A 14,147-nucleotide genomic window follows, 5' to 3' on the forward strand; every position below is an offset into this window, starting at 1 on the left:
CGCCTTACCACCCAGCGGCTGCTGGGTGATCATCGAGTACGGGCCGGTGGAGCGGGCGTGGATCTTGTCGTCCACCAAGTGATGCAGCTTCATGATGTACATGTAGCCAACCGTCACCGGGTAGGGGAACGGCTCACCGCTGCGTCCGTCGAACAGCTTGGCCTTGCCGTCGCCGTCGACCATCACCTCGTTGTCCCGGTTGGGCAGCGTGTAGGACAGCAGCCCCTGCAGTTCGGCCTCCTGGGCACCGTCGAACACCGGTGTCGCCACGATGGCGTCCGGCTCGGCGTGCAGCAGGTCCTCGCGCAGGTTGGCCGCCCACTCCGGACGCTTGTCGGCGTCGATCTTCCACCCGGACTTGGCCACCCAGCCGAGGTGGGTTTCCAGGATCTGACCGATGTTCATCCGTCGCGGCACACCGTGGGTGTTCAAGATGATGTCCACCGGGGTGCCGTCCGGCAGGAACGGCATGTCCTCGACCGGCAGGATCTTGCCGATGACGCCCTTGTTGCCGTGGCGGCCGGCCAGCTTGTCACCGTCGGAGATCTTGCGCTTCTGGGCCACGTACACCCGGACCAGCTCGTTGACCCCGGCGGGCAACTCGTCGTCGTCCTCGCGGGAGAACACCCGGATGCCGATCACCTTGCCGGACTCGCCGTGCGGCACCTTCAAAGAGGTGTCGCGGACCTCGCGGGCCTTTTCGCCGAAGATCGCGCGCAGCAGCCGCTCTTCCGGCGTCAGCTCGGTCTCACCCTTGGGCGTGACCTTGCCGACCAGGATGTCGCCGTCGCGCACCTCGGCACCGATACGCACGATGCCGCGCTCGTCGAGATCGGCGAGGACCTCGTCGGAGACGTTCGGGATGTCGCGGGTGATCTCCTCGGCGCCCAACTTGGTGTCGCGGGCGTCGATCTCGTGCTCCTCGATGTGGATCGAGGTGAGCACGTCCTCTTCGACCAGCCGGTTGGAGAGGATGATCGCGTCCTCGTAGTTGTGGCCTTCCCACGGCATGATCGCCACCAGCAGGTTCTTGCCCAGGGCCATCTCACCGTTCTGGGTGCACGGACCGTCGGCGATCACCTGGCCTGCCTCGACCCGGTCACCGGCATCCACGATGGGCGACTGGTTGGCGCAGGTCCCGTGGTTGGACCGGGCGAACTTACGCATCCGGTAGGTGTGCCGGGTGCCGTCGTCGGCCATCACGGTGATGTAGTCGGCGGAGACCTCCTCGATCACCCCGGCCTTGTCGGCGACGACGACGTCACCGGCGTCGATCGCGGCCCGCAACTCCATGCCGGTACCCACCAGCGGCGCCTCGCTGCGCACCAGCGGAACCGCCTGGCGCTGCATGTTGGCACCCATCAGGGCACGGTTGGCGTCGTCGTGCTCGAGGAACGGGATCATGGCCGTGGCCACCGACACCATCTGGCGCGGCGAGACGTCCATGTAGTCCACCTCGGACGAGGGCACGTACTCCACCTCGCCCGCCTTGCGGCGGACCAGAACCCGAGCCTCGACGAAGCGACCGTCGGCGTCGATCGGCGAGTTGGCCTGCGCCACCACGTGGCGGTCCTCCTCGTCGGCGGTCAGGTAGTGGATCTCGTCGGTGACCACACCGTCGACCACCTTGCGGTACGGGGTCTCGATGAAGCCGAACGGGTTGACCCGCGCGTACACCGACAGCGACCCGATCAGACCGATGTTCGGGCCTTCCGGGGTCTCGATGGGGCACATGCGGCCGTAGTGCGACGGGTGCACGTCACGGACTTCCAGGCCGGCGCGCTCACGGGACAGACCGCCGGGGCCCAGCGCCGACAGGCGGCGCTTGTGGGTCAGCCCGGACAGCGGGTTGTTCTGGTCCATGAACTGCGACAGCTGGCTGGTGCCGAAGAACTCCTTGATCGCCGCCACCACGGGACGGATGTTGATCAGGGTCTGCGGCGTGATCGCCTCGACGTCCTGGGTGGTCATCCGCTCGCGCACGACGCGTTCCATGCGGGACATGCCGACCCGGATCTGGTTCTGGATCAGCTCGCCGACGGTGCGCAGACGACGATTGCCGAAGTGGTCGATGTCGTCGGTCTCCACCGGCACCTCGACGCCGCCCGGGACGGTCATCGTGGTCTGGCCCTCGTGCAGCCGGACCAGGTACTCGATGGTGGCGACGACGTCTTCCTCGGTCAGCGTCGAGCTGGTGATCGGCTCGCCGGCGTGCAGGCCGAGCTTCTTGTTGACCTTGTAGCGGCCCACCCGGGCCAGGTCGTAGCGCTTCTCCTTGAAGAACAGGTTCTCCAGCAGCGTCTGCGCGGATTCCTTGGTCGGCGGCTCGCCCGGACGCAGCTTGCGGTAGATGTCCAGCAGCGCCTCGTCGGTGCCGGCGGTGTTGTCCTTCTCCAGCGTCGACATCATGATCTCGGAGAAGCCGAACCGCTCCGAGATCTGCTCGTTGGTCCAACCCAGCGCCTTGAGCAGCACGGTGACCGGCTGGCGGCGCTTACGGTCGATGCGCACACCGACGGTGTCGCGCTTGTCGACGTCGAACTCCAGCCACGCGCCGCGGCTGGGGATGACCTTGACGCTGTGCAGCATCTTCTCGGTGGACTTGTCGATGGTCTCGTCGAAGTACACACCGGGCGAACGGACCAGCTGCGAGACGACGACGCGTTCGGTGCCGTTGATGATGAACGTGCCCTTCTCCGTCATCATCGGGAAGTCGCCCATGAACACCGTCTGGCTCTTGATCTCACCGGTGTTGTTGTTGATGAACTCCGCGGTGACGAACAGCGGCGCCGCGTAGGTCATGTCCTTGTCTTTGCACTCGTCGACCGGCGCCTTGACCTCGTCGAAGCGAGGGTCGGAGAACGACAGCGACATCGAGCCGGAGAAGTCCTCGATGGGCGAGAGTTCGAGAAGCACTTCCTCGAGGCCGCCGACCGGGTTGACGTCCCCGCGCGCGGCCGCGATCTCGCGCCAGCGCTGCGAGCCGATCAGCCACTCGAACGAGTCGGTCTGCACGTCAAGCAGCCCCGGAACCTCGAGCGGTTCACGGAGCTTGGCGAAAGAAACCCGGTTGGGCGCTCCTGGAACGGAGCCGTTTGAAGAACTTTGTGATTGAGGAGAGTTTGCGTTGCTTTGGCGGAAATCAGCCAAGATGCGTCCTTCCAGCACCTCGTGCGACTAACGGGGAGCCGGGACCACCGGGCCTGTTCGCCGCAGATAGTTATGTTGGGTTCGGCTGGCGAACGAACTGTCCGGGTCTCACGCACACAACCAATTAGCTGAGCCGAATACGGGCTCAGACTAAGACCACGGTGTCAAGTGGCGGGTGAGGTGGGCAGGAAGCAGCCAGCGCAACGTCCAACAATAGCGCAGGACTGCGCATTCCTCAACTACCCAGCATGAGGCATCCAGGAACGTCGGCGCTGGCTGGCATCTCGAGTTTCCCGCGAACACATGCTGCCCAACAGATTGACCCGTTTAGGCTCCGTCGTCAAGAGGGACAAGCCGCAAGTTACCGCGAGTTATCGCGAAATTGTCTGGTGGCGGCCTGTGCGCACCCGCCCCAGGCCAGCGGCCACCGTCCGGATCGCAATGAGCGCAAATTCCGCCCCGCTACGGACGGACGAATGTCGGGCCCCGCCGGACCTAGCCCTGGGTGCTTTCGAGATCCTCGAGGATCGCGGCCTGCGCCTTCTTGGGCAGCGTGTGCAGCATCTCGCGCACCCGAGCCTGGCGGCGGGCGACGGCCTTGCGCTCCGGCATGCCCGGTGACGCGACGATCTGCGGCGGCACACCCTCGATCTCCTCGACACCACCCGCGTGCTGACCGGCGTCGACCGCGGCCTGCTCTTCGGCCATGGTCGCCTCGTCCTTTTCCTCCGACATGCCGATCGGCCCGATGCGGCGACCGTTGAGGAACTGGCGCACCACCGGCTCGTCGCTGGTCAGGAGCACTTCGCGGGGGCCGAACATGACCAGGTGCTTGCGGAACAACATGCCCATGTTGTCCGGCACGGTGCGGGCGATGTTGATGTTGTGCGTGACGATGAGGATGGTCGCGTCGATCTGAGCGTTGATGTCCAGGATCAACTGGCTGAGGTAGGCGGTACGGACCGGGTCCAGACCCGAGTCGGGCTCGTCGCACAGGATGATCTGCGGGTCGAGCACCAGGGAGCGAGCCAGGCCGGCGCGCTTGCGCATACCGCCGGAGATCTCACCGGGGAACTTCTTCTCGTCACCGCCCAGACCGACCAGTGACAGCTTCTCCATGACGATGTCACGGATTTCGCTTTCCTTCTTCTTGGTGTGCTCACGCAGCGGGAAGGCGGTGTTGTCGTAGAGGTTCATCGAACCGAACAATGCGCCGTCCTGGAACATCACGCCGAACAGGGTGCGGATCTCGTAGAGCTCCTTGGCCGAGCACTCGATGATGTCGGTACCGTCGATGATGATCGAGCCGCGCTCCGGGCGCAGCAATCCGATCAGCGACTTGAGGAACACCGACTTGCCGGTACCCGACGGGCCCAGCAACACGCTGACCTCGCCGGCCGGGATCTCCAGCGTCACGTCTTCCCAGATTCGGGCGGAGCCGAAGGACTTCGTCAATCCGTTGACCTCGATAGCGATGCCCATTGGAGATCCTTCCGTCCACGCGTGCGCTAGCCACCTGCCCTTTCATGTGGCTTGAGTCACTGTAGCGCACGGCCGGGGCACGGCATCAGGTTGCAAAGATAACAATCGTTCCAGGCCATTTCAGGCCGAGGCCGACGCCGCCCAGTTGCCGTGGAAACCCATGGGCACCCGTTGCGGCAGATGCACGGTTGCGACCGATTCCAGCGTCTGCGCGTCCAGCAGCAACAGTTGCCCTTCGTCCTCGCCGCGGTGGTAGCCGTACCCCATCAGCACGCCGTCGTCTTCGGCGGTGGCGTGCGGGTTGGGCACAAAGGACATCTCGCCGAGCAAAAGTGCCGGATCCAGCGGGGCGAGGACGGCCGAGCCGGTGTCGTAGTCGTGCTTGTACAGCGCCGAGGACGCCGCGATCGGTTCGTCGCCGAGGTAGCCGAAGCCGACGGTGTAGCCGAAACGGTGCTTGAAGCCCACCAGGGATTCGTCGATGCGGGGGAATTCCTGTGGCCGATCATCGCGGCATTCACTGCTCACCGCGCCGGTGGCAAGGTTGATCGTCCACCGGTCCAGCGTGGGCCGGGTGTCGCCGGGGCCGCGACGGTCGCGGTCGAACATGCGCGAGTAGCGGACGACGTCCAGGACCAGCACCTCGGTGCCATTCCGAACCTCGGAGTAGGCGTTGAGCGGGTGATAGACGTAGCACGGTTCGATGTCGAACCATCGGACGTCGGAGTTGTCGCCCTCGCGCGGCATGACGCCGATGCGGGCCGGGTATTTGGGGTCCCAGGCGTAGGGCATCTGGTCGCTGTGCCGTTCGTCCTTGTTGAGCAGGGTGACGACGGGGCTGGGGATCCGCAGCCGCCCGACCAGGGACTGAGCCACCAGCCGGGCGGCTCCCTGCAGCCAGCGGGGCGCGCGAGCGGGCAGCAGCTCAGGGGGTTCGAAGGTCACCGGCAGGTCGTAGATCACGACGTATTTATCGGTCAGCGAGAAGTCGTGCATCATCGGTGAGCCGGACACGGTGATGTCGACGGTTCGGCGAGCCCGGCCTTGGTTGTCGATGACCGAGTACTGCACGGTGCGTCCGCGGGCGAAGGAGTAGGACACCGCGTGCAGTTCCCCGGTGCGCGGGTCGCGGTGTGGGTGCGCGGTGTACCCGCCGAACAGGGTGCCGTCGAAGTCGCAGGTGCCGACGGTGTCGAGTTCGTCGGTGAGCTCGTAGTTGGCGACGCCGCCTTCGACCAGCGCCAGGGTCCGCCCGGCGTGGGCCAGCACGTTGGTGTTGGCGCCCAGCGACAGCAGGCCCGCGCGCGGGTCCCGTCGCGTCGACGCCGGCTCCCCCAGGGCGGCGCAAACCGAGGGGCTGCGTACCCAGCGGTTGCGGTACCAGGCGGCCCGGCCCTCGCGCAGCGCAACGCCGTGCACCATGCCGTCCCCGCTGAACCAGTGGTAGGTCGCCGGGTCGACCTCGGCGACCGGGTTGGGGCCGTTGCGCAGGTAGCGGCCGTCGAGGTGCTCGGGGATGTGGCCGGTGACGCGCAGGTCGGTGGCGGTGACTTCGGCGCTGACCGGCGCCAGGAAGCCTTCGAGGTAAGGGTTTGCGGACGCGGCGTCGTGCGTAATGGTCACGGGCTGAGCTCCTATAACATTGTTATGACGGCGTTATTGGAACGGTACTCCGAGGGTCGGCAGAAGGCAATAATGTTTGGCGAGATGACTGAACAGATGCAACGCAGCGTGCGCGACGAGTTGCTGCACGCCGCCGTCGGCCTGTTGCACGCAGACGGGCCCGATGCGCTGCAGACCCGCAAGGTGGCCAGCGCCGCCGGAACCTCGACGATGGCGGTATACACCCACTTCGGGGGCATGCGCGGGCTGATCGCCGAGGTCGCCGAGGAGGGGCTACGGCAGTTCGATGCGGCGTTGACGGTCCCGCAGACCGACGACCCGGTCACCGACCTGCTCACCACCGGTATCGCCTACCGGCGCTATGCGATCGAGCGGCCCCACATGTACCGGCTGATGTTCGGCAGTACCAGTGCACACGGCATCAACGCGCCCACGCGCAACGTGCTGACCTTGCCGGTCGCGGAGATCGAACGCCACCACCCCAGCTTCGCCCACGTGGTCCGCGCCGTGCACCGGTCGATGCGGGCGGGGCGGATCACGGTCGGGTCGGCCGACGACGACCTGGCAGTGGTGGCCACCGCCGGGCAGTTCTGGGCGTTGATCCACGGGTTCGTGATGCTGGAGCTGGCCGGATTCTTCGGCGGCGAAGGGGCGGCCGTCGATCCGGTGCTGACCGCGATGACCACCAATCTACTTGTCGCGCTTGGTGATTCAGCTGACGCGATCGCCCGGTCGCAACGGGCGATCGGCAGAGCCTGAACACACGAAAGCCCCCGGGAGAACTCCCCGGGGGCTTTCGTAGTGCTTGCGCTACTTGACGGTGACGGTGGCGCCGGCGGCCTCCAGCTTGGCCTTGGCCTCGTCGGCGGCCTCCTTGGCGACCTTCTCCAACAGTGGCTTGGGAGCGCCGTCGACCAGGTCCTTGGCCTCCTTGAGGCCCAGGCCGGAGACGATCTCGCGCACCACCTTGATGACGCCGATCTTCTTGTCGCCGGCCGCCTCGAGGATGACGTCGAACTCGGACTGCTCCTCGGCGGCCTCGGCGGGAGCGCCACCGGCGGCGGGGCCGGCAGCGGCGACCGCGACCGGGGCGGCCGCGGTGACCTCGAAGGTGTCCTCGAACTTCTTCACGAAATCGGACAGCTCGAGCAGGGTCATTTCCTTGAACGCGTCAAGCAGTTCGTCGGTAGAGAGCTTGGCCATGGGGGTCCTTCCTAGTGTTTCTTCTGCGATGGGTTATTCGGCTGCTGCGGGTTCTGGTTCTGCAGCCGGAGCTTCGGCGGGCGCCGCGGGGCCCTCGGCCGCCCGCTTCTCCTGCAGCGCGGCCGCCAGGCGGGCCACCTGCGAAGCGGGTGCGTTGAACAGCCCGGCCGCCTTGGCGAGGTTGCCCTTCATGGCGCCGGCCAGCTTGGCCAGCAGCACCTCGCGGGATTCCAGGTCCGCGATCCGCTCGACCTCGGCGACGGTCAGGGCGTGACCGTCCATGTAGCCGCCCTTGATGACCAGCGCCTTGTGCTCGCGGGCGAAGGTCTTGAGGGCCTTGGCGGCGTCGACCGGTTCGCCGTTGACGAACGCGATGGCCGTCGGGCCGGCGAACAGCTCGTCGAGCCCTTCGACGCCGGCTTCCGAAGCCGCCCGCTTGATCAGGGTGTTCTTGGCGACGGCGTAGGTGGCCGAATCACCCAGCGAGCGGCGCAGCTCGGCGAGGTTGGCCACCGTCAGGCCGCGGTATTCGGTGATGACGGTCGCGGTCGACGCCTTGAACTGCTCGGCGATGTCTGCAACGGCAGTGGCCTTGTCAGCCCTGGCCATGCATACCTCCTCGGTGGAAGTCGGGTTGTCCATCCACCCGGGAACGACGAACGCCCCGGCGCAGGAAGCGGCCGGGGCGTGACATGGCGCCGACGCGTGCGTCGGCGGTTTGAGCCTCAGTCCTCCTGCGTGGGCCGCCGGGATGTTCCCGGACTTTCAACCGATTTCTCGGTGACCGACGGTCTTCGGTGGATCGGCACAACAATAGCGTGGCGGCGCGCGATCAACCAAAACGACGGACGTCTTGGTGCGCGAGTGGGCGGCTGCGGCTTTCAGTGTGCGCCGACGGCGACGACGCCAGGGCGGTGCGCCCGGTGCGCACAGTCGCTCCCGTGGGCGGACTCTCGCCGCGGCCGGCTATCCGGTGATCAGTCGGGCCGCGCCGACCAAACCGGCCGCACTGCCCAACTCGGCGGGCAGCACCCGCAGACCGGCCAGGAATTCCAGGCCGGTGTAGTCGGCCAACGCCGCGCGCAACGGCCCGAAGAGCAGATCCCCGGACTTGGCCACTCCCCCGCCGATCACCACCAGATCTAGATCGCAGACCGCCGCCACCGAGGCGATCATCCGCGCCAGCGCATGGGCGCCTCGCTGAAAGGCCTGCAACGCGACGGCATTTCCAGCCATCGCGGCGTCGGCCAGTTCCTTGGCGCCGGCGCTGGGGGGTGCGGACCAACCCTGCGCCCGCGCGCACCGCACCAGCGACGGGCCGGAGGCGATTGTCTCCACGCAGCCACGTCCGCCGCACGCGCAGCGCTCGCCCTCAGGTTCGACCACCACATGCCCGACGTGCCCGGCGTTTCCGGTCCGTCCGTCGTAGGGGGCGCCGTCGAGCACCAAGCCGCCACCGACACCGGTGGAGACCACCATGCCCAGCAGGAAACCGGCGCCCCGGCCGGCGCCGACCCAGTGCTCGCCCAGCGCCATGCACACGCCGTCACCGGCCAGCCGTACCGGCACACCGGGCACCGCCGCCGCCACCCGGTCTCGCAACGGGAATCGGCGCCAGCCGCCGATGTTGATGGGGCTGACAGTGCCGGCCTGCAGGTCCACCGGACCGCCCGACCCGATTCCCACGCCGGTCACCGAGCCGCCGGCGACGTCCAGCGCCTCGCCGATCAACGCGGCGAGCACCGCCCATACCTGTTCGGCCGCGCCGTGCGGCGGGGTCGGGCGCACGCCGCTCCAGGCCAGCCGCCCCGCGGCATCGGCCAGGCCGACGGCAATCTTGGTGCCGCCGATGTCCACACAGAGCGTCAGCATCAGTGCCGATGGGTGTTGTCGGGCTGACGGGGATCACCGGGGTGCTCGTAGCCGGCAGCCAGCCAGACCAGCTTGGCGCGCCGCGCGTCGAGCCAGTCCCGGAAGGCGCGGCGGCGCGCCACCGCCAGCAGATGCTGCATGATCAGCGGCCGCACCTGGTGCAGCGGCGGGCCGGCGACCGCGGGTCCGCGCCACCCGTGCCCGCGCTGGCTCGGCGCGGCGAAGCGCAGCGGGTTGCGGGCGTGGTAGGCAGCGACCTCCTGATCGGTGACCTGCACACCGGCGGTCAGCGCCACGAACAGCGCCCGAGCGCGCGGATCGGCCAGCACCGCCGCGGCCACGCTGCCGATCTCCATGCGCGCAGTCAGATCGGGCAGCACTTGCGCTTCGGTCGGGGCGGGCGTCGCGGACAGTCCGCGGGCGGCGGCCTCGGCCGCCACCACCCGTTCGGTCACGATCAGCTGGGTGAGCCAGCGCCGCAGCTGCCGGCCCTCACTGGTTCCCGGTGTCGGCAACGCGGCCGCCCGGGCCCCGCCGCGCAGCCCGGCTTCCCGGGCGTCGACTTCGGCTTCGACGACCGGCGCCCCGCCGACCGTCGCGACCACGCTCATGTGACGCTCACCCGCACCGCCGGCGAGTACAGCAACCGCCCGGCGCACCCGACCCGCACCAGCGCCCACCAGTCCCCCGGCTCCAGCCCGACCGGCGGGCAGACGTCGAAGACGACTTCGGCCGTGCCGCCAGCGGGCAGGACCGCACCCAGCGCGGCCGGACCAAGCCATTCCCAGGTGCCCCACGGGCTGATCAGGTGCGCCTCCAGCGCCAGGTCCGCGCTCGCGTTGCTGCCGACCGTCACCGCTAGGCGGGTCGATTCTCCCGCGGCCAAATCGATGTCGGCGGGACCGTCGACCAGGTACGCCAGATCGGCGAAATCGGTGTCCACGGCGACGATGCAGACGTCCTCGACGACCTGCCGCCAGGCGGCCGGCGCCGCCCCGTCGGTGATCCGCAGCTGGGCCCGGATCGGGTACAACCCGGCCCGCGCGTGCGCCGGGAAGACGACGACGATGTCGGTTTCCAGGTGTTCCCCGGCGGCCACGGTGAACGGCAGCTGGTCCGGTGTGACCGACCAGCCGGGCGGGCCTATCAGGCCGACGGTGCCGCTCAGCGAGGCGTCGGTGCAGTCGCTGGCGACGGTGAGCCGTAATCGGGCCTCGTCGCCGGGCTGGGCGACGACCTGCTCGGGATGCAGGTGCGCAACGGCCGGCAGCCCGCCCAGTGGGGCGGGGCCGCGGTTGTGCAGCCAATACCGCGCGTAGAGCGGTTGGGCGGCTTCGGCCTGCGGGGCCAGGGAGGTGCGGTGCGCCGCGGGTGCTGCGGGCAGGCGGAGGTCGGCCAGCACGGTGGCGATCTGATAGCCATGCAGATCGAGCGAATCTTGGTGCCCACGAGAGTTTTCCAGCAGGTCGGCCGCGCGCAGTGCACCGATCTCGCCGACGGGCGAGTCGAGCCGGACGCGGGCGGCGGTTCCGGTGGTTTCGACCAGCCGCACCGCCACCTGCGTCGGCTGGACCGGCTGGGCGCTGCCGGCGGCCAGCGGGTTGCCGGCCGCCTTGAGCACGCTCACCTGCACCGAGTCGGCGGGCTCGACCCGCAGGAACGAGCCGGTTCGCGGCAATGCACCCCCGGCGTGCTGCGGAGTCACCGCCCGCAGCGGGTTGCCGAAGTCCGCGCTGCGGGTGGGCAGCCGGGCTTCCCTCCAGTCGCCGACGTCGCAGATCAGTGCGTAGTCGAACGCGTGCGTCCAGTGCTGCTGCTGGAAGGTGGAACCGTCCGGAGCGCTGCGGCGGGGTTCGTCGATCCAGATGCCGGACGGCCAGCCGGTGCACGACCGCATCAGCGCGGTGTGCAAGGTGCCGTCGGTGTCCACGGCGAAGCTGGGCACGCCGCGGTTGAGCAGCGCGACGGTGCGCGCTTCGAAGGGCTCCATGCCGGACGGGGCCTGTTGGTGGACGGTGATCTCGGCGCCGCTCAGTTCGCCGATCACCGAAGTGATCGCCGCGGCCAGGTGTTGGTCGTCGACGCCGTCAAGGATCAGCACCGGCAGTGCGCGCGGACCGCGAAGATCGGCGCTGGGCACCCAGGACTGCGCCAGGGGCGTCGCCGCGGGCACCCACACCCGGGCCTGCCCGGTCGCGTCGAGTTGCCGCTCCAAGTCGGCGGTATACGACGGATCAGCCTCGGCCAGAACGGCTTTGGCGAACACGTTGCGGTCCGGGCCGCCCAGGGTGATACGGGCGTCGGGCAGGTTGGAGTCGACGTCGAGGTGACCGTAGCGGGGCCGGTCCGCGCCGCTGCAGGTAGCGGTGACACCGGCGCGGACCAGCGCGACCATCAGCTCGCGTGCCAGCGGACCGGACTGCGCCTCGGCGGGCGACACCACCTCGGCCACCGACACGGCACGCACCGCGCCGCCCGAGCGCACCCGCACCGTCGAGGACAGCCCGAACCAGCCGTACGCCGGGTTGTCCAACGTCCACAGGTGCTCGGCGGTGTCCACCGAGCGGTCCCCGTCGTGCAGCAGCGCGAATCCGCGTCCGACGACGGCGTCGGCCACCTCGCTGACCGGCATGGCCCCGGGCACCGGGCACGGCCACCGCAGGCGCACCAATCGGTCGGCTCCGCTGAACTCGTCGATGGTGGTGCGGCAGTCCACCCGGGCCACCCCGCGCCACAGGGTCAGCGTTTGGGTGTAGCGCAGCACCTCGCCGATGCGGCCGCGCACCACCAGCCGCTGGCCCAGCGGGCCGCGGTAGGCCTGCGCCTGCGCGGCTGACTCGGACGCGCCGACCACCGGCCCCTTGGGCAGCAGGTGCCACGGCCCCTCGCCCTGGTGCGGGTGCGCCGGATACTCCTCGTAGACCGCCAGGTCGTTGCCCACCCGGCCAGCGGCGATCAGCTCGCGGCCGCCGTGTACCAGCGAGGCGACCGCCCCGCCGCGCGCCGGGTCGACCGCCAGCCGGTAGTGCTCGTTGGCGATCACCACACCGGGAACCGGCTCCCAACCCGCCGATCCCTCGCCGTCGACCAGCCGGTAGGACCGCCAACCCAGCGACGGCACGTCGCGGGCCAGCCAGGTCACCGACCGACCTTCGTGGTCGACCAGCGCGGGCACCTCGGCGCCGTCGGCGTCGAGCACCCGGGTTCCCGTCGCCCGGTGCAGCCGGACGGTGACCACGTCGGTGCGGGCATGGGCCAGCGAGTTCCACACCACGACCTGGCCGGGCGCATCCGCCACCGCGGCCGACAGCAGCTGCAGGGAGTTGTCGCGGGCCGCGCGGCCCAATTCCCAGGCGTCGCGCCAGCCGGTCAGCAGGTCCAGGTACACCTGGTCGGATTCCGAACCGGTGATGGCGTCGTGGTGGGCGCCGTAGGCCAGCTGCACCCACGCCTTGGCCAGCGCCGCTTGGGGATAGGGCGCACCGGTGACCAGGCCGGCGAACACCGCGAACCGCTCGGCGTCCAGCACCGCGTTCTCCGCGGCCCTATTCGCCTGTTTGGTGTCGATGAAGGAGACGTCCTTGCCGGTGTAGATCGGGTTCATGTCGCGGGTTTGTGGAGACGGCGCCCGTCCCTGCTCGGGGCCGCGCTGCGCGAGCTCGGCACGCACCGCGGCGAAGAACTCCCGCGGCAACGCGCACACGAACCGCGGCCAGGTGTACCGCGCGGCCCAGTCGCGGTGAATGCGGGTGACCCACTTGTTCGGCGGGGTGTAGTCGGTGCCGACCGGCAACAGCACGTTGCGGGTCAGCGCGACCTTCTTCAGCTGGTCGAACAGCGCGTAGCCGGCGTCTTGGGCTTCGGCCAGCGAGGCCGACGAATCCATCCACCAGCCCGCCGAATAATGCGCCGGCATGTAGTGGGTGAGCAGCCCGGTGCCCGAGGGCGAGATCCACTCGAACTCGCTGCTGAACTGCATGCGGCTCACCTCACCACCCAGGGCGGGACCCCACTGGTGGTGTGGACCGCGGGCCCAGGAACTCGATGTCAGCCCGGCGTCGGCGGCCATCCCGGGAAACTGCGGGTCGTGGCCGAACACGTCGAGCTGCCACGCGGTGGCCGGGTCGGCGCCCAGTACGTGGCACTGAAAACCGGTGCCGTGCACCAGGTTTCGGATAGTGGTTTCCGGCCCGGTGAGGTTGGTGTTGGGTTCGTTGTAGGTGCCGCCCATGATTTCGACGCGGCCTTCGGCGATGAACCGGCGCAGATCGGCCCGATCTTCGGGCCGGGTGTCCCAGTAGGGCTTGAGGTAGTCCACCTCGGCCAGCACGAACTTGTACTCCGGCTCGCGGCGGGCCATTTCCAGATGCGCGTGCACCAACTCGAACCCGTTGGTCTGCCGCGCCCGGCCGGGCGGGTCTTCCCGCCACTGGCTGGTATAGGCACCTTGGGTGTTCCACCACACCGGGTCGTAGTGAAAGTGACTGACCATGAACATGGTCCAGCCCGGCTCGGCTACGACGAAGTCGAACGAGACGCTCTGCGCCCCCGCCGTCGCCCGCGCGGTCCGCCGCTGACCGACCACCGGCCGTTCGACTGCGACCGGAATCTCGACCACCTCGACGCCGGGCGCGACCCGCGCTGCGCCGCGGATGCCCTCGCCCTCGATGCGCAGGCTGGTGGGCTGCTCGCAGCCAGTGAGCACGATGCGCGCCAGCTGCACCGGCGCGTCCGGCGGGCCGACGAAAAGTTCGGTCGACACGGCCGAAACCAGCTGCATGACCGCACCTTACGGCGTCCATACCTGGAAAGCTCGG

The 14,147-nt window shown here is 68.9% G+C and carries 9 protein-coding genes; 1 reads left to right on the plus strand and 8 read right to left on the minus strand.

Annotation, left to right across the window (positions count from 1 at the left end):
- The 3 genes from A9W95_RS17975 to A9W95_RS17985 all read right to left on the minus strand — a co-directional run.
- The coding region (locus tag A9W95_RS17975) for a DNA-directed RNA polymerase subunit beta (RefSeq protein ID WP_156746266.1) at positions 1-3,150 on the minus strand (3,150 nt) is incomplete at its 3' end.
- 495 nt (positions 3,151-3,645) lie between these two features.
- On the minus strand, positions 3,646-4,632 hold the full coding sequence (locus A9W95_RS17980) for an ABC transporter ATP-binding protein (protein WP_067415645.1): 987 nt from the start codon (positions 4,630-4,632) through the stop codon (positions 3,646-3,648).
- A 120-nt stretch (positions 4,633-4,752) separates the two neighbouring features.
- Positions 4,753-6,255, minus strand: coding sequence for a carotenoid oxygenase family protein (locus A9W95_RS17985; RefSeq protein WP_067415648.1), 1,503 nt, complete (start codon positions 6,253-6,255; stop codon positions 4,753-4,755).
- An 84-nt stretch (positions 6,256-6,339) separates the two neighbouring features.
- On the opposite strand from A9W95_RS17985, the gene A9W95_RS17990 reads away from it, so the two are divergent.
- Positions 6,340-7,014: a TetR/AcrR family transcriptional regulator gene (locus tag A9W95_RS17990; protein ID WP_067415707.1), complete on the plus strand. Its 675-nt coding sequence runs from the start codon at positions 6,340-6,342 to the stop codon at positions 7,012-7,014.
- A gap of 51 nt (positions 7,015-7,065) precedes the next feature.
- Here the strand turns inward: A9W95_RS17990 and rplL are convergent, their stop codons facing one another.
- The 5 genes from rplL to A9W95_RS18015 all read right to left on the minus strand — a co-directional run bounded on the left by rplL (position 7,066) and on the right by A9W95_RS18015 (position 14,110).
- A complete protein-coding gene (gene rplL, locus A9W95_RS17995) occupies positions 7,066-7,458 on the minus strand; it encodes a 50S ribosomal protein L7/L12 (RefSeq protein WP_067415651.1) in 393 nt (130 codons plus the stop codon).
- A gap of 33 nt (positions 7,459-7,491) precedes the next feature.
- Positions 7,492-8,067 (minus strand): 50S ribosomal protein L10, encoded by a 576-nt coding sequence (rplJ, locus tag A9W95_RS18000; protein WP_067415710.1) that lies wholly within the window; start codon positions 8,065-8,067, stop codon positions 7,492-7,494.
- A gap of 357 nt (positions 8,068-8,424) precedes the next feature.
- Positions 8,425-9,330: an ROK family protein gene (locus tag A9W95_RS18005; RefSeq protein WP_067415653.1), complete on the minus strand. Its 906-nt coding sequence runs from the start codon at positions 9,328-9,330 to the stop codon at positions 8,425-8,427.
- Positions 9,330-9,941, minus strand: coding sequence for a malonyl CoA-ACP transacylase (locus tag A9W95_RS18010; RefSeq protein WP_067415656.1), 612 nt, complete (start codon positions 9,939-9,941; stop codon positions 9,330-9,332). The genes A9W95_RS18005 and A9W95_RS18010 overlap by 1 nt, the downstream gene beginning before the upstream one ends.
- Complete coding sequence (locus A9W95_RS18015; RefSeq protein ID WP_067415659.1) at positions 9,938-14,110, minus strand: NEW3 domain-containing protein; 4,173 nt, start codon at positions 14,108-14,110, stop codon at positions 9,938-9,940. Before A9W95_RS18015 ends, A9W95_RS18010 begins: the two co-directional genes overlap by 4 nt.
- Positions 14,111-14,147: the final 37 nt, after the last annotated feature.

Origin of the sequence: Mycobacterium sp. 1423905.2 (genome assembly GCF_001673155.1) — a bacterium.
GTDB lineage: Bacteria > Actinomycetota > Actinomycetes > Mycobacteriales > Mycobacteriaceae > Mycobacterium.